This is a genomic window from Parasphingorhabdus sp., from assembly GCF_048267785.1.
GTDB lineage: Bacteria > Pseudomonadota > Alphaproteobacteria > Sphingomonadales > Sphingomonadaceae > Parasphingorhabdus.
Map to the genome: position 1 here is coordinate 156,181 of NZ_JBLWWU010000003.1, position 22,700 is coordinate 178,880.

Sequence of the window (22,700 nt, forward strand, 5' to 3'; positions counted from 1 at the left end):
TGAGGCATCCTGAGCCGAAGGCCAGCGAAGCTAAACGAGTTCAGGATGACGAGGGAGGGGTTGGCACGCGCTCACCGAAACCCAAAGCCCCTCCTATTCTGCCGCGACATCCGTCGAACGGGTCATGTCGCCGCGACCGGCCAGAAGGCCGGCAACGGATATATCCTCGTCAATCTCTTCCCAGTGCAGGCCCGAGCGGCTGAGTTCGACCTGTTCGCGCTGCCGGGGTGTGGCATGCAACAGGCGCGGAAACCAGGTCAGCGGAATGCCCAGCGTGCGCCCGTCTTCCAGATCAACCCAGAAACTATTCTCGTCAAACCGGACCGCTAGCGGTTCAGGGGGAAAAGAAGTCATGCCATATTCTTTCAATTTCTTCGCCTCTCCCCTCTATAACCGCAATCAGCCGCGAAAGCACGTTTGAAGAGAAGCCCTGGTGGTTTTGCTTGCTAATAGGGCGGATTCAAGCTGTAATAGTAGGTATGTCCACTATTCATCTGGTTCCGCAAAATCTGCGTGACATGTATCATGTAAAAGAGTGGCGGAATGCCACTGGCATTCTACAAACGGCGTGCCCTGACGAATGGGCCGAGATCATAGATATTTTGACAAACTTTAGATTGCTTAAATCAGAAATACTTGCGCCCGGGGGCAGAAAATCGTTAATAGCAAGCAGAATTGATGAACAATTCTACGGCTTGGGATGGCAAGAAAAGAGCTTCGACACCGCGATAAGCGTAGATGATCATGAATACCAAACACCAACTCACAGCGTAGATTGCTTTAAGGGACGTGTTGGTGTTGAAGTAGAATGGAACAATAAAGATCCATTCTACGATAGGGATCTGAACAATTTTCGTTTGCTATTTGATTTGAGAGTAATCGATGTCGGAATAATAATCACTCGGTCAACCGAATTACAACAAATTTTCAAGGATCTCGGCAAAGGTTCGTCTTACGGATCATCGACAACACATCACGAGAAGCTTTGGCCGAGGCTAGAAGGCGGTGGAGGTGGAGGTTGTCCGATCTTAACTTTTGCAATCCGGCCCGCACTTTATGTCGATAACGCTTAATGTTATTCTGCGGCTTCTAATGTGCTATTATAGTTATATGTTTTCCAATCAGGTGCGTAATCATCATCGGCCTGATTACCCCAGACGGTCCAATCTTTACGCTTTCCTCGACTAAAAAGCTCAATCCTTGGCCCCCACGAGCAACCCTCAATAATATCATATTGTTCATCTGGTTTACGGCTGTGCTCACGTTTGCGTGATTGAATCATGTTAACTTGTGATCGGCCCGGGGCGAGTGTTCTAGCATTTTTTCCGCGAACGCCAAAAAGCAGAATTTCGGTTACATTCCGAAAATAAAAACCAACTCCGCGCCCGTCTGATCCACCATCCTTGCGGATTTTATGCCAAACAATATTGGATACATATCGAAAGCCCCACGCTTCCAAAACCTTAATTCCTTCTGGCAATAATGCGTTCGGTACCCATAAATATAGGTGAGATGGGTCCGCTGCTATATCTTCAACTGGAAGAGCACAAATTTCGTCCAAACTCATCGTTGGGTAGCGATTAAGTCGCTTGTGTTCTGGAGCAACTTTGCCAGTCCTGTTTTGAAATTGCCAAGGCGGATCAGCTAATATTGTACTATATTTTTGCCCTTTTGCGACACCGACTAGATCGATAGCTGCCTGAGAAATTCTGTCCTTCTGTGAAACTAGGTCTTTGATAGCACGACTCCAGAAATAAAATTCGTTCTTATTACGTTCTTATCAAAGAATCAACTCACTCCGCAGCAACCCCTGCTTCGGCAAACATATCCGGCCCGTCATCGACCGGCGCGTCTTCGTTCGCGACCTTGCCCTTGCGCTGGTCGAAGCTGGACCAGACGTCGTTCCATTCGCCCTTGGTTGCGCCCTTGGAATATTCCGTCGCACGGGCTTCGAAGAAATTGGCGTGTTCGACGCCGTTCAGGAGGGGCGCGAGCCAGGGCAGCGGGTGGTCTTCGATCATGTAGATCGGCTGGAAGCCGAGCTGTCCGAGGCGCCAGTCGGCGATATAGCGGATGTAGCGCTTGATTTCCTTGGCGGTCATGCCGGTGACCGGGCCATCGCTGAACGCGAGATCGATGAACGCATCTTCCAGGCGCACCGTCTTCTGGCAGCAGTCGATAATATCTTCCTTGACCGACTTGGTCAGGCAGTCGCGTTCCTTCACGAACGTGTGGAACATCTTGATGATGCCCTCGCAGTGCAGGCTTTCGTCGCGGACCGACCAGGAGACGATCTGGCCCATGCCCTTCATCTTGTTGAAGCGCGGGAAGTTCATCAGCATGGCGAAGCTGGCGAACAGCTGCAGACCCTCGGTGAAGCCGCCGAACATCGCCAGCGTCTTGGCGATATCCTCGTCATTGTCGACGCCGAATGTGCCCATATAGTCGTGCTTGTCCTTCATCGCTTCATATTCGAGGAACATCGAATATTCGCTTTCCGGCATGCCGATGGTGTCGAGCAGATGCGAGTAGGCGGCGATATGGACGGTTTCCATGTTGCTGAACGCGGTCAGCATCATCTTGATTTCGGTCGGCTTGAACACCCGGCCATATTTGTCGTGATAGCAATCCTGCACCTCGACATCGGCCTGGGTGAAGAAGCGGAAGATTTGCGTGAGCAGATTGCGTTCGTGATCGGTGAGCTTCTGTGCCCAGTCGCGGCAATCCTCGCCGAGCGGCACTTCCTCCGGCATCCAGTGGATCTGCTGCTGCCGCTTCCAGAATTCATAGGCCCAGGGATATTCAAAGGGCTTGTAGGTTTTGCGTGCTTCCAGAAGTGACATGGTAACTCATTCTCCGCTTTATACTCGTCGCCCCAACGTCGGCCGGGGCCTAAATCAATCTTGCTTCACAAATCGTCGACCGGGTTGGACCCCAGCCTTCGCTGGGGTGACGATTTGTGCTGCGCGCTCTTTTTCTTTTTAAAACGACCCCCTCCCAAAAAGGAGCAAAGGGAGGGGGCAGTGGGCAAACCAAATGTTAAACGCCTCCGGCGTTTGACGTGCAGCCCCGGACTTGATCCGGGGTCCAACTCCGATCATTGCGTTCAACCGCACGATCGGGAGATGGATCCCCGCCTTCGCAGGGACACAAGAAGTCCCGGCTTACTGACACGCGAGACATTCGTCATAATCGGTGGTGCCGGCGGTGGTCATCAGCTCGACCTTTTTCGGGTCGAGCGTATTGTCCGCCTCGACACCGCCCGAAATATTGGCGCCCGTTGCCGGTTCGCTCATCATCGTCTCGCCACCGGCAAAACCGGCGCGCTGGATCGATTTCGAGCGCAGATAATAGAGCGACTTGATGCCAAGCTCCCATGCACGGAAGTGGAGCATCAGCAGGTCCCACTTGTCGACATCGGCCGGGATGAACAGGTTGAGCGACTGCGCCTGATCAATATAGGGCGTGCGGTCGGCGGCGAGTTCGAGCAGCCAGCGCTGGTCGATCTCGAAGCTGGTCTTGTAGGCATCCTTTTCCTCGGCGCTGAGGAAATCGAGATGCTGGACGCTGCCGCCCTTCTCGAGGATCGAGTTCCAGACATTGGTGCTGTCCTTGCTCTTCTCCTGCAGCAATTTCTCGAGATGCGGGTTCTTCACCACGAAGCTGCCCGAGAGCGTCTTGTGGGTGTAGATATTCGCCGGGATCGGTTCGATGCAGGCCGAGGCGCCGCCGCAGATGATGCTGATCGACGCGGTCGGCGCGATCGCCATCTTGCAGGAGAAGCGCTCCATCACACCCTGATCGGCGGCATCGGGACAAGGGCCCCGTTCCTTGGCAAGCATCATGCTGGCTTCGGAAGCCTTGGCCGAAACATGCTTGAAGATCTTGAGATTCCAAGATTTTGCCAGCGCGCTTTCGAAGCCGAGACCGCGGGCCTGCAAGAAGCTGTGGAAGCCCATCACACCCAGGCCGACGCTGCGTTCGCGTTCTGCCGAATATTTGGCGCGTGCCATTTCGTCGGGCGCGCGGTCAATATAATCCTGCAGGACATTGTCGAGGAAGCGCATGACATCCTCGATAAAGCCCTTGTCGACCGACCACTCATCCCATTTTTCGAGATTGAGCGAGGACAGGCAACACACTGCAGTCCTGTCCTCGCCAAGGTGATCACGACCCGTTGGCAGTGTGATTTCTGAACAAAGATTGGAGGTGGAAACCTTGAGACCCAGATCGCGGTGATGTTTGGGCATCATCCGGTTCACCGTGTCGCTGAAGATGATATAGGGTTCACCCGTCGCCAACCGCGTTTCGACCAGTTTCTGAAACAGGCTGCGCGCGTCGACGGTGCTGCGAACCGAACCGTCTTTCGGCGATTTCAGCTCAAATTCGGTGCCGTCGCGGACCGCTTCCATGAATTCGTCGGTCAGCAAAACGCCGTGATGCAGGTTCAGGGCTTTTCGGTTAAAGTCACCGGAGGGCTTTCTGATTTCTAGAAATTCTTCGATTTCAGGATGATTGACGTCGAGATAGCAAGCCGCCGATCCACGACGCAAAGACCCTTGCGAAATTGCCAGAGTAAGGCTGTCCATGACGCGGACGAACGGTATGATGCCGGAGGTCTTGCCATTCAGGCCAACCGGTTCACCGATGCCGCGAACGCTACCCCAATAGGTGCCAATGCCGCCGCCGCGCGAGGCGAGCCAGACATTTTCGTTCCAGGTGTTGACGATGCCGCCGAGACTGTCGTCGACGCTGTTGAGATAGCAACTGATCGGCAGACCGCGACCGGTACCGCCGTTGGACAGCACGGGCGTCGCCGGCATGAACCAGAGTTTTGAAATCGCGTCATAAAGCCGCTGGGCATGATCCTGATCATCGGCATAGGCATCGGCAACGCGGGCAAACAGATCCTGATAGGATTCGCCGGGCAGCAGATAGCGGTCCCTCAGCGTTTCCTTGCCAAAATCTGTGAGCATATCGTCGCGGCTTTCGTCCTGCACGATTTTGAAGCGACGCTTCTCGACGCTGCGGCTGTCGCGCTCCGCCTTCAGTTCCTTTTCGTCATTGGCCTTGGCCGAGGCAGCTTCTGCCGCCGCCTTTTTGCTGACTTCGGGTTCACTCGTCGGCTTTACGCTTTCGGCTCTGCTTTTTGGCGTATCCAATACTTCCGCGCTCATTTCACTCTCACTCACATCTGTTCCAGTCACATTCTCATTGTCGCGGTTGTCTCTAAAATCCATCAAGGCCCCCTATAATCACACTAATAATTCAACGATCACAACGGCCTGTAGACCGTTCATCCAACGGGACTTCTTGCGGGCATTTGTTCCTGTCTTGTTCGACTCGAATCGAAGCTTTAATCCTAACAGTTTTGTCACCCGGGCGGGCATTTATTTTCCTGCCCAAAACCCCAAATATTCCGTTGCAATTGGCACAAAGGGAGCCGTCCACCGAGTCGGTGTTCATAGACAATGACACTATAAGTTGGTGTGACCCCTTGCCCTAACCACAACCTATAGTGGCTGAAACAAAATTTTATGCAAGGGGGTAAATGACATATTAACGACTCCGTTCGTCGCATAAATGAATCGCTTCGTCGAGCGCCGATTCATGCTGCATCGCAGCGACGCGTGGACCTTCTAGGTCTGCCGCAAAGCGCAAGAGTCGATAATAAATTTTACATGAAAACTATCCACAATCGATGCACAGGCGGTCATGACATATTTGTGACACCAGATATGGTAGTTCCTTAATTGCTTCCACAAATTATTGGAGCGGGCTAAGCTCATTCTCACAGACCGGGTCGACGATAATATGAAACTGAAACTAGAAAACAAATCCGTATTGGTGACGGCCGGCAGCAAGGGCATTGGCCTTGCCACCGCTCGCGGTTTTTATGAAGCAGGCGCACGTGTCGCTATTTGCAGCCGTTCCCAGGAAAATCTTGATGCCGCCGCAGCGTTCATGCCCGGTTGTGTCGCCATCGCCGGTGATGTTTCGAACGCCGATGACATCCAGCGGATAGTCACAGCAGCCTCTGACGATTTCGATGGCATCGATATATTGGTAAACAACGCAGGCGGCCCGCCGACCGGCCTGTTTGTTGATCTCGACGACTCAGATTGGGAGAAGGCCGTAGAACTTACCTTAATGTCGGTTGTCCGGACCACCCGTCTGGTACTGCCGCATATGCAGGCGCAAAAATGGGGTAGGATTATCAACATTTCATCAACCGGCGTGAAGCAGCCGGTACCCGGCCTGACCCTTTCCAACAGCATCCGCCTGGCAGTACTCGGCTGGGCCAAGACACTCGCCAATCAGGTCGGGCCGGACAATGTCCTGGTCAATACCGTTTGTCCTGGCTTCACCAATACTGATCGCATTACCCAGATCTTTGAATCGCAATCGGCCGCTTCCGGGAAAACTATTGATGAAATTTCAAAAGGTCTTGCGACACAAATCCCGCTTCGCCGGCTCGGACAACCTGAAGAAATTGCCAATCTTGCCGTCTTCCTCGGCTCCCAAGCCGCGAGCTATATCACAGGCACGGCCATACAGGTAGATGGCGGTTCGGTGCAAAGCCCCGGCTAGACCGGTAGCCGGTCGGTCGCAGATCATTCTGCAATGCCTGGAGGCGCCGAGGCCCTTCCGGACCACTAGCGCTGTTCGCGGTCGACCAGAAGTTCGGTCGCCGGCTTGCGCCGCAGCGCTACGATCAGCACGCCGCCAATCGCCAGCGCTGCCCCCACGCCCATTCGGAAATCAAAAGCATCATTGGTGATCAAGACCCCCAAGGCAATTGTAGCCAGCGGCGTTATCAAAGTGAGCGGAGCGAGAAGATTGGCCTCATAATTACGGATAAGGTGATAATAAGCAGAATGCGCCCCTACGGAAACGATCAGAGACGTAAACAGGACCGCAGCGACCAGTGGCCATCCAACGGCCGAAGCAGAAGCCCACTGCCCCTCCTCGAAAAGCAGCGAGGCAACGGGCAAGGAAATAACTGACACCAGACCAACCCATGCCTGAAAACGGAACGGGGAGACGTCCTGAACCCGCTTCATCAACACAGCCCCGGCAGAGCCGGCAAATGCAGCGGCTGCAACGAACCAGAGCCCCATTGAGAGCGTGATGCCTTCCGGGCGCCAGACCACAAACAAAACGCCGAGCAAAGTCATACCGATACCAATGCCGCGCCGCCAATGAACGCGCTCTCCCAGCATCAACACGGACAACAAGATCGTAAAGGGAACCCCCAGTTGCAATATGATGGCAGCCGACGATGGCGATGTAGTCTGCAGGCCGATGAACAGCAGCGCAAAATTTCCGCCACCCATCAGCAAGCCGATCAATATGATGCGCCACGCCGGACGGGGCATCGGCAGGAGCCAGGGCAGCATCACAAGCGCCACTACGAAAAAGCGGAGAGCCGCATAGAATATGGGCGGCACAGCCCAGTCATCGACGATGATCTTGCTCAGGACATTGTTGGAGGCCCAGATCAGACAAATCAGGACGAGCAGTAGAAAATCGCGCGCGCGCATAGAATCGGTTCCTTGGCAGGTCGTCGATACGCCCCGCTTGGTTACTCGTATCGCGTCATCATGTTGTTCGCAATCGCAGCATAGGATCGGCGGATGTTTATTTTATTTGATACCCAAATTACTATTTACGATATTTGGCGAAGCACGGACCGCCAAGCTGAGACAGCCGGACTGATCGATTTGGCCGGACATGTATCGGCCAGCAATGCGCCACAAAAACTTGCCCGGCCCGTTCATATCGGTCAAAAGGCGGCCAAATCACATATCGCAAGATTTTCCGGAGCCAATATGACCGTCACGATTAAGACCACCGACCTTGTTGAAAGCGTCGCCGACGCGCTGCAATTTATTTCTTATTATCATCCGATGGATTATATCCGGGCGCTCGGCAAAGCCTATGACGCGGAGAAATCACCGGCAGCAAAAGATGCGATTGCCCAGATCCTGACCAATTCGAAAATGTGCGCCGAGGGCCACCGCCCGATTTGCCAGGATACCGGCATCGTCAATGTCTTCGTCAAATGGGGCATGGATTGCCGGCTTGACGACACATCACAATCGATGCAGGAAATCGTCGATGAAGGCGTGCGCCGCGCCTATCTCCATCCGGAGAACAAGCTGCGCGCCTCGATCTTGGCCGATCCCGCCTTCACCCGGCGCAACACCAAGGACAACACCCCTTCTGTGCTGCATGTCGAGATGGTGCCCGGTGACAAGGTCTCCGTTGATGTCGCGGCCAAGGGGGGCGGATCGGAGAATAAATCCAAATTCAAGATGATGAACCCGAGCGACAATATCGTCGACTGGGTACTGGAAATGATCCCGCAGATGGGCGCCGGCTGGTGCCCGCCCGGCATGCTCGGCATCGGCATTGGCGGCACCGCGGAACGCGCCGTATTACTGGCCAAACAGAGCCTGATGGATCCTATTGATATGGGCCAGCTAAAAGAACGAGGGCCACGCAATGATATCGAGGAGCTCCGCATCGAAATATTCGACAAGGTCAACGCGCTCGGCATCGGTGCGCAGGGTCTGGGCGGACTCTCGACCATCCTCGACGTCAAGATCAACGACTGGCCCTGCCATGCAGCGGGCAAACCGGTCGCGATGATCCCCAATTGCGCCGCCACCCGCCACGCGCATTTCACCCTCGATGGCAGCGGCCCCGCCTATCTCGAAGCGCCGAAGCTCGACGAATGGCCGGACGTCAACTGGACGCCGTCATCGGAAGCGAAGCGCGTGCATCTCGACCAGCTGGATGCGGCAGAAGTCGCGACCTGGAAACATGGCGACCGGTTGCTGCTCAACGGCAAGATGCTGACCGGCCGCGATGCCGCGCACAAGAAGATCAAGGATATGCTGGAAGCCGGCGAAGAATTGCCGGTCGAGTTCCGGGGCCGCGTCATCTATTATGTCGGCCCCGTCGATCCGGTAGGCGAGGAAGTGGTTGGCCCCGCTGGGCCGACCACCGCGACGCGGATGGACAAGTTCACCGACATGATGCTCGAACAGGGTCTGCTCGCAATGGTTGGCAAGGCGGAACGCGGACTGGATACGGTGGCCTCGATCGAGAAGCACAAGAGCGCCTATCTGATGGCGGTCGGCGGCAGCGCCTATCTGGTGTCGCGCGCGATCAAGGACTCCAAAGTCGTTGGATTTGAAGATCTTGGCATGGAAGCGATCTACGAATTTGAAGTGCAGGACATGCCGGTGACCGTGGCCGTGGATGCGGAAGGACAAAGCGTCCATCATCTCGCTCCTCTGGTGTGGCAGGAGAAGATCAAGAAGGAAGGACTGCTGGAAAACGCTTAAGCGTTCACCCATCAGGGTCGTGTTCCGGCGGCGAGACGTTCATTTGCAGATTCCCTGTCCGGAACATATTCTGCCAATGGGCTTTGCCGCCTGTCAGGAACCGGTCGGATTGACTTGCATGAATTTCGGTTTGCTGCGCGGCTGGGATGCATCGTGGGTGATCGGATAATTGCCGGGCGGCAAAGCCGCAAGCGGCATACCCGCGACGCAAAGGTCATAAGGGGACACGCGATGACGCGTACACAAACCGCCCGCACCATCACTGACCAGCGGCGTTTCAAACTCGACCGCCAGCACGGCCTCATTTGACCGGATCACCGTGCAGACAACCAATTGGCCAGCGCCAAGGTCGAGCACGAGCTTGGTACCCAGCGGCACCCCCAGCATGCCTTCAAACCGCGCACCGGATTTCGAAAGATCGCGCATCACAACCTCATATCTGTGATCCTCGTGGATCGCTCCAATCCGGCGAAAAACGGTGCGCCGGTCCGGCCGGTATAATTCCGGTCCATCAGGCTCGATCCGAAACTCTCCACTCCCGAGCTTCTCTTCAATCTCTTCCAATTTGAGCGCCTTGGAATAGATCCACCCCTGAATATAGCGCGCACCTTTGGAGCAAACGACTTCGAACTGGTCAAAAGCTTCAACCCCCTCGACCGTCGTTTCCATTCCCAATGCTTCTGACAGACCGACAATCGCCGCGATAATCTTCGCGCTGTTCTTGTCCTTCTGGGTACAGGAATCGACAAAACTCTTGTCCACTTTGATCTTGTCAAACGGGGCCGAACGCAGATAGCTCAGCGACGAATAGCCGGTACCAAAATCATCCAGCGCCAGTCGCACCCCCAGCTCTTTCAAAATCCTGAACGTATTATCAATGGTCTCGCTGTCACCCATGAAGACGCTTTCGGTCAGCTCGAGTTCCAGCCGCTCGGGTTCCAGACCGCTCGCAGCCAGTGCGTTCATGACGATTTCGGGGAAGCCGCTATTGGCAAATTGCACCGCTGACACATTGACCGCGACCCGAACCGACTTCGGCCACTGCAGCGCATCCATGCAGGCCCGGCGCAGCGCCCACTCTCCCAGCTGGTTTATCAGATTCAATTCTTCTGCAATCGGAATGAACACTGCCGGGCTAACCCCTCCCCGTTCCGGATGGACCCAGCGCATCAGCGCCTCGAACCCGACGATCATGTGATCATCGGTGCGAACAACCGGCTGATAATGCAATTCTACCTGATCGTTGACGAGCGCATCACGGAGATCCTCGACCAGAACGCGGCGCTCCTCCTCTTCATTTTTCAAATTGGCAGAGAAAAAGCGGAACTGGCCACGACCTGAATTTTTGGCCGCATAGAGAGCGAGATCTGAGCTACGAACCAATTCATCTTTCTCGACACCATCATAGGGGGCGATGGCAATGCCGATCGATGTTCCAATGGTCGCGCTTTTGTCATCGATCGGATAGGGTTGAGAAACGGTCTTCACAATTTTCTCGGCCAGTTCACCCAGTTTGCCCCGGTCATCAAGATCGGGAATGATGACCTGAAACTCGTCGCCACCCAACCGGCCAATTTCGCCACTATCGCCAATAATGCCGCGCATCCTTTTGGCCACCTGCTTGAGCAATTCGTCACCGGCGGCATGCCCCATCGTGTCATTGACCTGCTTGAAACGATCGAGATCAAGCATCATGATCGCGCAACTGCGGTTGGCAGCCTTGAACGCTGCCAGCATCCCGTTGAGCCGACTATCCATACGATGACGGTTCGCAAGGCCGGTTAGCGAATCAAATTCCGCCATCCGCGATTCTTTCAGCTTGTGCTGATATTCGACGGTGACATCTTTTGCATTGCCCCGATAACCCTGAAAATTGCCGGAATCGTCGAATTTGGGATGCCCTGAAATCAGCCACCATGTCGGACGATCCTTGCTACCCAGCGTTTCCGGAACACGGCGGACAACCAGATCGTTAATCTTGCTACGCTTGCTCAGATGATATTTGAACGGGCGATCCGATTTTTCATCCGGATTGTCGGGATCATTTTCAAAGAGGCTAATCAGCGGTACGGAGAGAAGTTCCTTGATCGGTTTGTTCAAATTTTCCGCTGCTTTTTCGGATAGATATACCAAGCGGCCATCGGCATCCGTTGCCCATAGCCAGCTGATCCCTGCTTGTTCGAAATCATCCAGAATCTCAAGGCGCCGGTTATAATCGTCGGATGGTATGACAGACACGGCTTCCCGTTCCGCTCTTTTGGCGGATTCGCTGGAAAATGCGTGTAAGAAACTTTTTGCCACTTTAGACCCTAAAATTATCTGATTTTACATTCGTACAAATTGGTTAAATTCATCGTAACAAGCCACCGATAATTTCAATGTTCCGATAATAATATCTGGATACCAACTGCCGTTTCCTTGCCCTCAATTGACAAAATATCTTTCTGTCCAAATGACAAAGACACCGAATGCGTTTATATTGAAAACATGTATATTTTTGTCATCTTCCTTTGCGGCGTCGCCAACTTCGCGATGCACAGGGCCATGCTCGAGAGCAACCATCCGCTGATTGCCGAAGCGCGCGGCAATTTTCGCAAGATCCTTGGGCCCTATGGCAGCTATATGCTGGAGTTTTTCATGCTGGCCGCAGCCATGATTTTCGCCAGTATGGGCATGCTGACTGCCGTAATTTTCTATTTCGTCTACACGCTCGCCAATTGCGCGGCAGCCTGGATTCTTTTTTTCAACAAGCATTGAGATACAATGGGTTAGAGCCAAAACTGCCAAATGTAGTTCATCCGATTACAAATGTAGTTTGTCGAAAGCCGGTATCAACTGCAACCAATCGCGCATAGCAGCACTCCACCGGACGCAAACGGCTCGGAGGGGAAAATCTTGAACAGCAAGACACGGATTTGGAGCAGCATCGCCACAGGTGCCCTGATGGCATCCGCGATCATCTCCGGAGCCGCATTCGGGCAGACCGCCCCCCTGTCCTCCCTGCAGCCGCATATGGAAAATGGACGGCAGATATATGCAGCCGAGCAATTTTCCCGTTTTAATCCGCGCACCGCGCTGGACATGGTCCGCCAGGTACCCGGCTTCACCATCGACACGGGAGACGATAGCCAGCGCGGCCTCGGCCAGGCCGACGAGAATGTCCTGATCAATGGCGCCCGCATCCCGGGAAAAAACAGTGACGCCTTTACTTTTCTCGGCCGGATATCCGCCGCCAATGTCATCCGGATCGAGATTGTCGACGGAGCAACGCTCAGTATCTCCGGCCTTTCCGGTCAGGTACTCAATCTCGTCACCAAAGCGGATGAATCCACCGGCCTGGGCGGCAATTTCAAGTGGGATCCGCGATGGCGCCGGTCGGGTAGTAACTGGTTTGCCGGGGAAGCTTCGATCAATGGAAAACTCGGCAAAGGTGATTTTACCCTGTCGCTGGAAAATGACGCCGCGCGCAATGGCGTTGAAGGTCTCGAAAAAGTAACCGACCGTTACGGCAACTTGCTATTCGAACGCGATGAAATCGCCCGCTACCGGCAGGACCAGCCAAAGCTGAGCGCCTCGTATAGCCGCACCAGTGACGGCGGCGCAGTGTTCAACGCCAATGGCGCCTACCAGATCTATCGTGGCCGGGAGACCGTTGTCACGGATCGCACCCAAATCGGTCAGCCGGATATTTTCGAAGATTATTCCAGCCGCGAGAATGAATGGAACGCGGAATTCAGCACCGATTACGAATTTTCAGTTGGGGGCGGTCGCCTGAAACTGATTGGCCTGCAGCGTTTCGAACATAGCCCGGTCAGCGATTTTTTCGGACAGACATTTTTCGATGGCGTGACTCCGCCAAATGGCACGCGGTTTGATCGGGTAACCGATGAAGGCGAGTCCATATTGCGCGCCGAATATGGCTGGAAAACCATCGGCGGAACCGACTGGGGCATCAGTGTAGAAGGCGCCTATAATTTTCTCGACAATGAAGCCGAACTGGCGGTGCTCGACACGCAAGGAATATACCAGCCGGTTGCGCTGACCAACGCCAACAGCAAGGTCACCGAATATCGTGGCGAGATTATCGGCTCTTATGGACGTCCCTTGTCGGACAGGCTCAACCTGCAGGCAACATTGGGCGGTGAATATAGCAAGATCAGCCAGAGCGGTGTCGCCGGTCAAAGCCGGTCGTTTATACGCCCGAAAGGGTCGGTCTCAATGGCATGGAGGCCCCGGCCCAATCTGGATATCAGTCTGAAAATCGAACGATTGGTCGGCCAGCTCGACTTTTTTGATTTCGTGCAATCGGTCGACGTCTCCCAGAATAGTGGTAACGCCGGAAATCCGGGTCTGGTGCCACCCCAAAGTTGGCGGGCGGAACTGGAAACCACAAGAAAACTGGGTCCATGGGGATCCATGACGGTCAGTATCTACGGCGAGCAATTCAGCGATATAGTTGATTCCATCCCGATCACCGCGACCACCGAAGCCCGGGGCAATCTGGACAGCGCGACCAGCTATGGTGTCGAACTGGTCACAAGCATCCTGCTTGATCCGATTGGCTGGACCGGTGCCAAGCTGGATATTGAGGGTGAAGTCCGCAAAAGTGCGCTACGCGATCCTTTAACCGGCATATATCGCCGGATCAGTGACGATACAATCTTCACCTATGAAGTGAACTTCCGCCACGATATCCCAAACAGCAACTGGGCATGGGGGGCAGGAGCAGAGGATTTTCGCAACTCGAAATTCCTCCGTCTTGATCAGGCAAACAATTTCCGGACCGGCGGACCCTATACATGGATCTTTGTCGAACATAAGAATGTCTTCGGACTGACGGTAAAAGCCGATCTCGGCAACCTTCTGGGACGCAGCGAAAATTTTACCCGCACGGCTTATGGTAATCTCTTGGGCCAGCCAGGCGATCTCGACCGCCCGTTCATGAGGGGGCGTCGTAACGGCCCAATTGCATTCATCGAAGACCGCAGCCGCGAATTTGGACTGATTTACCGGCTAACCATCAGTGGCAGTTTTTAAAGCCGGACTCCGCTGCGCATAGACAATTGGACAAGACGTCCTTACATCCGGCCCATGCCACCAGACTTTAGCACCCAGGGTCAGATCGATCCGCCGATGATCCCTACGCTGAAGCGCTTCCTGCCCTATCTCTGGCCCGAGGGCGAGCCAGGCTTGCGGCTACGGATCATTGTGGCTGGTCTCATGGTACTATGTGCCAAGGCTGCGGTCCTTACCATGCCGTTCATTTACAAAGCGGTTATCGACGGCATGTCCGGCGACAGCCTCAATACCGAACTGGCTGTATTGCTCGCCCTGGTGGCCGCATATGGCCTAGCCCGGTTCGGACAGGTTGTGTTCGACAACCTCCGGAACATCGTGTTTGAAAAGGTCGGCCAGCAAGCCGCAAGGCGCCTTGCGACCAATGTTTTTATTCATCTCCACAATCTGTCTCTCCGTTTTCATCTCGGCCGCCGCACCGGCGAAGTCACCAAGATCATCGAGCGCGGCACCAAGAGCATCGATACCATGCTCTATTTTCTCCTGTTCAACATTGCCCCGACGGTCGTCGAACTGACCGCGGTGCTGATTATCTTCCAGATCAAGTTCGGTTTCGGACTGGTCGCGGCAACCGTGGCTATGGTCGCGATCTATATCACCTTCACCCGCAAGGTGACCGACTGGCGCAATGCCTTGCGAGCCAGAATGAACGACATGGACACGCGGGTGATCGGCCGCTCGGTCGATGCATTGCTGAATTATGAGACGGTCAAATATTTCACTGCCGAACGGCGCGAGGCTGAACGCTACGACCAGGCGATGCGGGACTGGGCTGCCGCTGCGGTCAAATCGGAAAACTCGCTCGGCCTGCTCAATATCGGTCAGTCGATCATCACCAACCTGACGATGGTCGGCGCAATGGCGTTTAGCGTCTACGGCTGGAAACAGGGCGACCTGACGGTCGGCGATCTGGTGCTGGTCAACGCGCTGCTGATGCAGCTGTTCCGACCACTTGACATGCTCGGCATGGTCTATCGCACAATCCGGCAGGGACTGGTCGACATGGATGCAATGTTCAAGCTGATCGATACGGAACAGGAAGTGGTCGACAAACCGGGGGCCAAGCCGTTGCAGGTATCGGATGGAAGCGTGTGTTTTGAAAATGTGGTGTTCGGCTATGATGAAGACCGCGAAATATTGCACGGTCTTGATTTTGAAGTGCCGCCCGATGGCACTCTGGCGATAGTCGGACCGTCCGGTGCTGGCAAATCGACGATCGCGCGCTTGCTGTTCCGTTTCTATGATCCGCAAGCCGGCCGCATATTGATCGACGGACAGGACATATCCGAAGTCACCCAGCACAGCCTGCGCGGCGCAATCGGCATTGTCCCGCAGGATAGCGTGTTGTTCAACGACAGCATCGGCTATAATATCGGCTATGGCCGCGAAGGCGCTACCCAGGCCGAGATCGAGGAAGCAGCGCGCGGAGCAGCACTGGACAGTTTTATCGCCAAACTACCCGACGGCTATGATACGCAGGTTGGCGAACGCGGGCTCAAATTGTCTGGTGGCGAAAAGCAGCGGGTGGCAATCGCCCGCACATTGCTCAAAAATCCGCCGATCCTGATTTTGGACGAAGCCACCTCGGCACTCGACAGCCGCACCGAGGATGAAATTCAAGCGACCCTCGCCAAAATTTCGGAGCGGCGAACCACCTTGATCATCGCGCACCGGCTGTCGACGATTACCCATGCCGACGAGATTATCGTGCTCAACGAAGGACGGATCGCCGAACGCGGCAACCATCGGCAATTGCTGGTCAAGCGTGGTCTTTACGCAGATATGTGGAAGCGGCAGGCTGAGGATCAGCGGGAACCGGCTTAACCACCCCATCCTGCCGCAGGAGGATAGATCACACAATTTCGGTCATTCTCCGCTTTTGCGGTTCCGTATTGATCCCGGTCTGGCTAGGGAATGGCATATGACCGAAGCCCTCCTACCCCTACTCAAATCGACCTTTGGATACAGCAGCTTTCGCGGTGTGCAGGATCAGGTTCTGGACCGCGTAATGGCGCGGCAGAATACACTTGCTGTCATGCCGACCGGTTCTGGCAAATCACTCTGCTATCAGCTTCCCGCTTTGGCAAATAAAGGTACAGCCATCGTTATATCGCCGCTCATCGCGCTGATGCATGATCAGTTGCGCAGCGCCGAGGCGGTCGGGATTCGCGCGGCGACCCTCACCTCTGCTGACAGCAACCGTGCCGAGACAATTGCCCGCCTGAAGGCTGGCGAACTTGATTTGCTCTACGCGGCACCTGAGCGCGCATCCCAGCCCCATTTTCGCGAATTGCTGGAACAGACCGATATCTCGCTTTTTGCCATAGACGAGGCCCATTGCGTCTCCGAATGGGGCCATGATTTCCGCCCCGACTATCGCCTGCTCCGTCCCCTGCTCGACCATTTCGGGACGGTTCCGCGCCTCGCTCTTACCGCCACCGCTGACGCCCACACTCGCAACGACATATTGGTGCAGTTGGGAATCGAACAGGACGGTCTGGTTCTGGCTGGTTTTGACCGCTCCAATATCCGTTACAGCATGAGCCCGCGCGCCGGGCTGGCTCGGCAGATCGGGGATCTCGTAGATCGCATCCCCGGCCCGGGCATTGTCTATACCCAGACCCGGGCCGCGACAGAGAAAATGGCCGAGCGCATCGCTAGCACCGGACGCAGCGCCCGGGCCTATCACGCTGGCTTGCCGCCCGAAGTCCGTCAGCAGAACCAGCATGATTTTGTCGCTTCCGAAGATATGGTGATGGTCGCGACTATCGCTTTCGGGATGGGGATCGACAAGCCGGATGTCCGCTTCGTCGCCCATGCCGGACTGCCAAAATCAATCGAAGCCTATTATCAGGAAACCGGTCGTGCCGGGCGCGATGGGGATCCCGCGGAAGCGCATATGTTCTGGGGTGCGGAGGATTTCGCCAGAGCGCGACAGCGGCTCGGGGAAATTGACGAGACTCGGCTCGAGAGCGAGCGGTCGAGGCTCGCCGCCCTCGGCGGTCTGGTCGAAACCGCTGGATGCCGCCGCGCGATACTGCTCAAACATTTTGGCGAAAATCCTCCCCCGCAATGCGGCAATTGCGATAATTGTCTCAACGCCCCCGCAACCCGCAATGTCACCGAACTGGCGCGCAAATTCTTGTCCGCCGTTTATCGCACCGGACAGAGTTTCGGCGTCACCCATCTCGAAGCGGTGCTGACCGGGCGGCAGGACGAGAAGATCCTCTCGCGCGGCCATGACCAGCTTTCGGTCTTCGACATTGTCGGCGAGGATGAAGCCGCATTGATCAAACCGGTATCGCGGTCGCTTCTGCTCCGTGATGCGCTACGCAACACCGATCATGGTGGTTTGATGTTCGGCCCTGAAGCGCGCAAAATCCTGAAAGGCGAGGAAGAAGTTGCAATCGTGGAGCCACCCAAGCGCAGCTCGCGGAAACGGCGCGGCAGCAGCGCTTCTCCCAATCCGTTCGGCGACCCGCTGTTCGAAGCGTTGCGCAGGAAACGGATGGAACTGGCCAAGGAACTCGGCGTCCCGCCTTATGTGATCTTCCACGACAGCGTGCTGCGTGATATGACCGGACTGAAACCCGATAGCCTGACAGCGCTCGGCGAGCTGCCCGGCGTAGGCGCGGCAAAACTGGAGAAACATGGCGACGCCTTTCTGGCGGTCATTCGCGATGTGACCGAAGCGGAGCAGATGAATATATGAAGTTCCCATGTCCGCTGTTGCCAATTGCCCTGATTGGCTGCGATGCCGCCACCACGACCGATATGTCCATCCCGACAGAGGAGATTCACAGTATGTTCCGAAAAATTAATGACCAGATCAGCGTCTCGCCGCAAATTACATTGGACGACATCGTTGCTGCCAAGGCCGACGGCGTTTCCCTGATCATCAATAACCGCCCGGATGGCGAGGATCCATCCGCGCCCCAGAGCGCCGATATCGAAGCCGCCGCCCGCGAAGCCGGCATGAAGTATATCGCGATTCCGATAACCCACAGCGGCTTTTCGGGCCCACAGGTCGATGCAATGATTGCGGCTCTCGCCGATGGTGACAAGGCTCTGGCCTATTGCCGATCCGGCACGCGCTCCACCTTGCTGTGGTCGCTGGCACAGGCGAAACAGGGCGTTGGACCCGATGAGATCGCTCGACTGGCGGGCAACGCAGGCTATGACATTACACCCGTTCGCGCGATGATCGACGCGCTTTCGACCGCGGGCTGAACAGGGTATCTAGACAGCCACTAACATTTGTGTAAGTAGTCGTGGGCATGGAGAACCTGCCATCCCTGACAACTTGGGCGATTCCTTTTTTTATCATCACCGTTGCACTGGAATGGTGGTGGAGCCGGAAAACGAACAAGGTACGCTACGAGGCCAAAGATGCCTTCACATCGCTGGCGTTGGGATTGGGCAGCCAGTTTATCGGCATCCTGACCGGCGGTCTGGTTCTGGCGCTCAGCCTCTGGGTTTATCAACATCGAATAATCGATATCGAGATTAGCGCGGCAAACCTGCTGTGGCTTGTACCTTTGGCATTCGTTCTTGATGATTTTACCTATTACTGGTTCCACCGCACCGCGCATCGCGTCCGGTGGTTCTGGGCGGCCCATGTCATTCATCACAGCAGCCAGCATTATAACCTCTCCACGGCCCTGCGTCAGACCTGGACCGGTTTTTTTGCGTTGAGCTTCATATTCTCGCTGCCGCTGTTTTTCATCGGCTTTCCACCGGCGCTGATTTTCTTCCTGTCAGGACTGAATCTGGTCTATCAATATTGGATCCACACCGAAGCGATTGACCGGATGCCGAAATGGTTTGAAGCGGTGATGAATACGCCTTCGCACCACCGCGTCCATCATGCGACCAACCCGCGCTATCTCGACCGCAACTATGCCGGTGTGTTCATCATCTGGGACAAGATGTTCGGGACCTATGAACCGGAAACCGATGCCGAGAATATCCGCTATGGCATCATCAAGAACCTCGACAGTTTCAACCTGTTCTGGGCCGCCTTCCATGAATGGATCGGCATTGCGAAGGATTTGTGGAGCGCGCCTTGGCACTACAAGATCAACTATTTAATCAAACCGCCCGGGTGGAGCCATGACGGCTCCCGGGAAAGCAGCGAGACCATAAAGGCGCGCTGGGCAGAGCAGGAGAGAAATACGTGGCAGAATTCGATATCATCGTCATCGGCGGCGGTTCCGCCGGCAGTGCAGCCGCAGGACGGCTGAGCGAAGACGGGAAGCGCTCGGTCTGCCTGATTGAAGCTGGCGGACGCAATGATAATTTCCTCGTCAAAACGCCGGGAATGATGCCCTTCCTGCTGAAAAACGCCAACTGGAAATTTGATACGGTCCCGCAAAAGGGCCTCAATGGGCGCACTGGATATCAACCACGTGGCCGCGGCCTGGGAGGATCGAGTGCGATCAATGCGATGATCTATATTCGCGGCAACAGATGGGATTATGACAATTGGGCGGCCATGGGCTGCTCGGGGTGGTCCTATGACGAAGTGCTCCCCTATTTCAAGAAATCCGAAGGCAACGAACGCGGCGGTAATGATTATCACGGCGGCGACGGGCCACTTTCCGTGTCCGACCAGAAATGGCCAAATCCTGGCAGCCTCGCCTTCATAGAAGCAGCACGCAATCTGCAACTGCCAATTCTCGATGATTTCAACGGCGAGAGGCAGGAGGGCATGGGCCTGTACCAGGTGACCCAGAAAGCCGGCGAACGCTGGTCCGCGGCGCGCGCCTATGTCGAGCCGGCCCGCTCCCGCCCTAACCTGACGATCAGGACAAAGTCACTGGTCGAGAAACTGATGGTCAAAGAGGGACGCGTTACCGGCGTCCAGATCAAACGAGGGTCTGGCAGCGAAACGATCAACGCGCGCGCTGCGGTTGTCCTCTCTGCAGGCGCCTTCGGGTCACCCCATATCCTGCAACTGTCCGGCATCGGTCCAGCAGCCCATCTCAAGGAAAAGGGTGTCGATGTTATACTCGACAAGCCCGAAGTCGGCGCAAACCTCAAGGATCATATCGACTTTGTCTCCGGCTATCAGACCGAGTCAAAAGAACTCATCGGCGATTCTCTCGAAGGCACCGTCCGCATGGCCAAGGCAATCCTGCAACATAGGGTCAAGCGTACCGGAATCATGACCACCCCTTATGCCGAAGCGGGCGGTTTCTGGAGCAGCGGTCCGGACGTTCCGGCCCCCGATATCCAGTATCATTTCGTGCCAGCCGTCCTCGAAGACCATGGCCGCGAGAAGGTCAAGGGACATGGTTTCAGCTGTCACGCCTGCGTACTCCGACCCCATAGCAAAGGCACAGTCCGGCTGAATAATGCCGATCCAGAAGCACCGCCTGCCATTGACCCCAATTTTCTCGATGATGATCGGGATATCGCTACTTTGCGTAAAGGTGTCCGACATATGAAACGGATTTTGGAAAGCCCGCCGCTGACGCAATATTCTCCGACGGACAGACATCCGATCAACGTGAACGATGATGCGGAGCTGGATGCGCTGATCCGGAATCGTGCCGATACCGTTTATCACCCTGTGGGAACCTGCCGCATGGGTCCGGACGACGCGGCGGTCGTTGACCCGCGTCTGAAGTTCAAAGGACTGGACGGCCTGTATATCGCCGATGCATCGATCATGCCGGAAATCATCAGCGGCAATACCAACGCCCCGAGCATCATGATCGGCGAGCGGGCGGCGGAATTTATCAATGCTGATCTGGGATAACAGCACAACCATTGATTATCGATTCTGAAAGCCTGCGTCTGCCTGACCTGGCAGAGCGATGGCTTCCTTCAATCTGCATAAAAAAATGGCCGGGATGTTTTCACATCACCGGCCATAAAGTTGTTTGTTCGCAGGAGGAACAAGGTATGGCGCCGACCCAAATTTGGGAGGAGGAAGGCCGGCACCAAACTGGTTAGCCTTTGGCAAATTCCGGATAGGCTTCGACACCCACTTCGGCGATATCCATGCCGAGCATTTCCTGCTCGTCAGTCGGACGAACACCGAGGGTGTATTTAAGCGCAAACCAGACGATGGAGCTCGTGACCATCACGAACACGCCAGTGGCGACAACACCGGTGATCTGTGCGACGAAAGGCACTTCGGTGTTGGAGAATGGAACGATCAGCGTACCCCAGATGCCCGCCATAAGGTGGACAGGAATGGCACCAACAACATCATCGATCTTGAGCTTGTCGAGCAGAGGAACGGCGAATACAACAATTGCGCCCCCGATTCCACCGATCATAAGAGCCTGCGGTACCGAAGGAGCCAAAGGCTCAGCCGTAATCGAGACCAGACCGGCGAGTGCACCGTTGAGCGCCATCGTGACATCGATCTTCTTGTACATGACCTGGGTCAGGATGATCGCGACAACGACACCGGCTGCAGCAGCCATGTTGGTGTTGACGAAGATCTTGGAAACGTCGCTGACATCAGAGATCGTGCCCATTGCGAGCTGCGACGCACCGTTGAAACCGAACCAGCCGAGCCACAGGATGAACGTACCGAGGGTCGCCAATGGAATGCTGGAACCCGGCATCACGGTAACCTTGCCATTCACATAGCGTCCCAGGCGGGGCCCGACGATCAAGGCACCAGCCAAAGCCGCCCAGCCACCAGTCGAGTGAACCAGCGTAGAACCGGCGAAATCACTGAAGCCCATTGCGTCGAGCCAGCCTGCGCCCCATTCCCAGCTGACAATCACGGGATAAATGAACCCGGTCAGCACGAAAACGAAGATGAAGAACGGAATAACTTTCACCCGTTCTGCAACCGTGCCGGAAACAATCGACGCTGTTGTTGCGCAGAAGACCATCTGGAAGAACCAGTCGGAAGCCACCGAATAACCGGTGTCGACGTCTGCTTCACCCACGCCCTGCATGGCATAAGGGAAATCGGCGAGGCCAATGAATCCACCTTCAAAGCCCGGATATGCAATGGAATAGCCGATGAACCAGAACATGATACCGGCAATGGAGTAGAGGCCGATATTCTTCAGGCATTGCATCGACACGTTTTTGGACCGGACGAGACCGGCTTCCAACATGGCAAAACCGGCTGCCATCCACATGACCAGAAATCCACCGATCAGGAACAGCAACGTGTTGAGGATATAAGCGGTATTTGCACTGGGGTCGGCTACTTCAACCGCCTCCTGCGCAAGCGCAGGAGCAGCGGCCGCCATGACCGCCAATCCCGCTGAAATCGTCAAAAATTTTCTCATG

The 22,700-nt window shown here is 55.4% G+C and carries 17 protein-coding genes; 10 read left to right on the forward strand and 7 right to left on the reverse strand.

Annotated features, from left to right (window positions below; genetic code table 11):
• Positions 1-93: 93 nt before the first annotated feature.
• Entirely contained in the window at positions 94-354 is a 261-nt protein-coding gene (locus tag ACN0VD_RS04055; protein WP_417591872.1) for a DUF2442 domain-containing protein, read from the reverse strand.
• A gap of 125 nt (positions 355-479) precedes the next feature.
• On the opposite strand from ACN0VD_RS04055, the gene ACN0VD_RS04060 reads away from it, so the two are divergent.
• Entirely contained in the window at positions 480-1,073 is a 594-nt protein-coding gene (locus ACN0VD_RS04060) for a BglII/BstYI family type II restriction endonuclease (RefSeq protein WP_417591874.1), read from the forward strand.
• Positions 1,074-1,075: 2 nt separating this feature from the next.
• On the opposite strand, the gene ACN0VD_RS04065 is transcribed toward ACN0VD_RS04060, so the two are convergent.
• The 3 genes from ACN0VD_RS04065 to ACN0VD_RS04075 all read right to left on the reverse strand — a co-directional run bounded on the left by ACN0VD_RS04065 (position 1,076) and on the right by ACN0VD_RS04075 (position 5,240).
• On the reverse strand, positions 1,076-1,738 hold the full coding sequence (locus ACN0VD_RS04065) for an MT-A70 family methyltransferase (protein ID WP_417591978.1): 663 nt from the start codon (positions 1,736-1,738) through the stop codon (positions 1,076-1,078).
• Positions 1,739-1,793: 55 nt separating this feature from the next.
• Positions 1,794-2,843: a ribonucleotide-diphosphate reductase subunit beta gene (locus tag ACN0VD_RS04070; protein ID WP_417591876.1), complete on the reverse strand. Its 1,050-nt coding sequence runs from the start codon at positions 2,841-2,843 to the stop codon at positions 1,794-1,796.
• 321 nt (positions 2,844-3,164) lie between these two features.
• Positions 3,165-5,240, reverse strand: coding sequence for a ribonucleoside-diphosphate reductase subunit alpha (locus ACN0VD_RS04075; RefSeq protein ID WP_417591878.1), 2,076 nt, complete (start codon positions 5,238-5,240; stop codon positions 3,165-3,167).
• A gap of 574 nt (positions 5,241-5,814) precedes the next feature.
• Here ACN0VD_RS04075 and ACN0VD_RS04080 point away from each other — a divergent pair.
• The gene (locus ACN0VD_RS04080) at positions 5,815-6,591 is read left to right on the forward strand and encodes an SDR family oxidoreductase (protein WP_417591880.1); all 777 of its coding nucleotides are present in this window, start codon (positions 5,815-5,817) and stop codon (positions 6,589-6,591) included.
• Between the two features lie 65 nt (positions 6,592-6,656).
• On the opposite strand, the gene ACN0VD_RS04085 is transcribed toward ACN0VD_RS04080, so the two are convergent.
• Positions 6,657-7,544, reverse strand: coding sequence for a DMT family transporter (locus ACN0VD_RS04085; protein WP_417591882.1), 888 nt, complete (start codon positions 7,542-7,544; stop codon positions 6,657-6,659).
• A gap of 288 nt (positions 7,545-7,832) precedes the next feature.
• On the opposite strand from ACN0VD_RS04085, the gene ACN0VD_RS04090 reads away from it, so the two are divergent.
• Positions 7,833-9,356 (forward strand): fumarate hydratase, encoded by a 1,524-nt coding sequence (locus tag ACN0VD_RS04090; RefSeq protein ID WP_417591884.1) that lies wholly within the window; start codon positions 7,833-7,835, stop codon positions 9,354-9,356.
• A 93-nt stretch (positions 9,357-9,449) separates the two neighbouring features.
• On the opposite strand, the gene ACN0VD_RS04095 is transcribed toward ACN0VD_RS04090, so the two are convergent.
• The gene (locus tag ACN0VD_RS04095; protein ID WP_417591886.1) at positions 9,450-11,657 is read right to left on the reverse strand and encodes an EAL domain-containing protein; all 2,208 of its coding nucleotides are present in this window, start codon (positions 11,655-11,657) and stop codon (positions 9,450-9,452) included.
• Positions 11,658-11,843: 186 nt separating this feature from the next.
• Between ACN0VD_RS04095 and ACN0VD_RS04100 the strand changes: the two genes are divergently transcribed.
• From ACN0VD_RS04100 to ACN0VD_RS04130, 7 genes are all read left to right on the forward strand, one after another.
• On the forward strand, positions 11,844-12,113 hold the full coding sequence (locus ACN0VD_RS04100; RefSeq protein WP_417591888.1) for a hypothetical protein: 270 nt from the start codon (positions 11,844-11,846) through the stop codon (positions 12,111-12,113).
• Positions 12,114-12,251: 138 nt separating this feature from the next.
• Positions 12,252-14,393, forward strand: coding sequence for a TonB-dependent receptor plug domain-containing protein (locus ACN0VD_RS04105; protein WP_417591890.1), 2,142 nt, complete (start codon positions 12,252-12,254; stop codon positions 14,391-14,393).
• A gap of 54 nt (positions 14,394-14,447) precedes the next feature.
• Positions 14,448-16,256, forward strand: coding sequence for an ABCB family ABC transporter ATP-binding protein/permease (locus tag ACN0VD_RS04110; RefSeq protein WP_417591892.1), 1,809 nt, complete (start codon positions 14,448-14,450; stop codon positions 16,254-16,256).
• Between the two features lie 97 nt (positions 16,257-16,353).
• Positions 16,354-18,144, forward strand: coding sequence for a DNA helicase RecQ (gene recQ, locus ACN0VD_RS04115; RefSeq protein ID WP_417591894.1), 1,791 nt, complete (start codon positions 16,354-16,356; stop codon positions 18,142-18,144).
• 92 nt (positions 18,145-18,236) lie between these two features.
• The gene (locus ACN0VD_RS04120; RefSeq protein ID WP_417591896.1) at positions 18,237-18,662 is read left to right on the forward strand and encodes a TIGR01244 family sulfur transferase; all 426 of its coding nucleotides are present in this window, start codon (positions 18,237-18,239) and stop codon (positions 18,660-18,662) included.
• Positions 18,663-18,709: 47 nt separating this feature from the next.
• The gene (locus ACN0VD_RS04125; protein WP_417591898.1) at positions 18,710-19,675 is read left to right on the forward strand and encodes a sterol desaturase family protein; all 966 of its coding nucleotides are present in this window, start codon (positions 18,710-18,712) and stop codon (positions 19,673-19,675) included.
• Positions 19,609-21,195: a GMC family oxidoreductase gene (locus ACN0VD_RS04130; protein WP_417591900.1), complete on the forward strand. Its 1,587-nt coding sequence runs from the start codon at positions 19,609-19,611 to the stop codon at positions 21,193-21,195. Before ACN0VD_RS04125 ends, ACN0VD_RS04130 begins: the two co-directional genes overlap by 67 nt.
• 193 nt (positions 21,196-21,388) lie before the next feature.
• On the opposite strand, the gene ACN0VD_RS04135 is transcribed toward ACN0VD_RS04130, so the two are convergent.
• Positions 21,389-22,699, reverse strand: coding sequence for an ammonium transporter (locus tag ACN0VD_RS04135; protein ID WP_417591902.1), 1,311 nt, complete (start codon positions 22,697-22,699; stop codon positions 21,389-21,391).
• Between the last annotated feature and the right edge of the window lies 1 nt (position 22,700).

Excerpts from the sequence above, each read along its gene's own strand:
- ACN0VD_RS04055 (WP_417591872.1), bottom strand. The coding sequence starts at position 354 with ATGACTTCTTTTCCCCCTGAACCGCTAGCGGTCCGGTTTGACGAGAAT.
- ACN0VD_RS04060 (WP_417591874.1), top strand. The coding sequence starts at position 480 with ATGTCCACTATTCATCTGGTTCCGCAAAATCTGCGTGACATGTATCAT.
- ACN0VD_RS04070 (WP_417591876.1), bottom strand. The coding sequence starts at position 2,843 with ATGTCACTTCTGGAAGCACGCAAAACCTACAAGCCCTTTGAATATCCC.
- ACN0VD_RS04075 (WP_417591878.1), bottom strand. The coding sequence starts at position 5,240 with ATGGATTTTAGAGACAACCGCGACAATGAGAATGTGACTGGAACAGAT.
- ACN0VD_RS04080 (WP_417591880.1), top strand. The coding sequence starts at position 5,815 with ATGAAACTGAAACTAGAAAACAAATCCGTATTGGTGACGGCCGGCAGC.
- ACN0VD_RS04085 (WP_417591882.1), bottom strand. The coding sequence starts at position 7,544 with ATGCGCGCGCGCGATTTTCTACTGCTCGTCCTGATTTGTCTGATCTGG.
- ACN0VD_RS04090 (WP_417591884.1), top strand. The coding sequence starts at position 7,833 with ATGACCGTCACGATTAAGACCACCGACCTTGTTGAAAGCGTCGCCGAC.
- ACN0VD_RS04100 (WP_417591888.1), top strand. The coding sequence starts at position 11,844 with ATGTATATTTTTGTCATCTTCCTTTGCGGCGTCGCCAACTTCGCGATG.
- ACN0VD_RS04110 (WP_417591892.1), top strand. The coding sequence starts at position 14,448 with ATGCCACCAGACTTTAGCACCCAGGGTCAGATCGATCCGCCGATGATC.
- recQ (WP_417591894.1), top strand. The coding sequence starts at position 16,354 with ATGACCGAAGCCCTCCTACCCCTACTCAAATCGACCTTTGGATACAGC.
- ACN0VD_RS04120 (WP_417591896.1), top strand. The coding sequence starts at position 18,237 with ATGTTCCGAAAAATTAATGACCAGATCAGCGTCTCGCCGCAAATTACA.
- ACN0VD_RS04125 (WP_417591898.1), top strand. The coding sequence starts at position 18,710 with ATGGAGAACCTGCCATCCCTGACAACTTGGGCGATTCCTTTTTTTATC.
- ACN0VD_RS04135 (WP_417591902.1), bottom strand. The coding sequence starts at position 22,699 with ATGAGAAAATTTTTGACGATTTCAGCGGGATTGGCGGTCATGGCGGCC.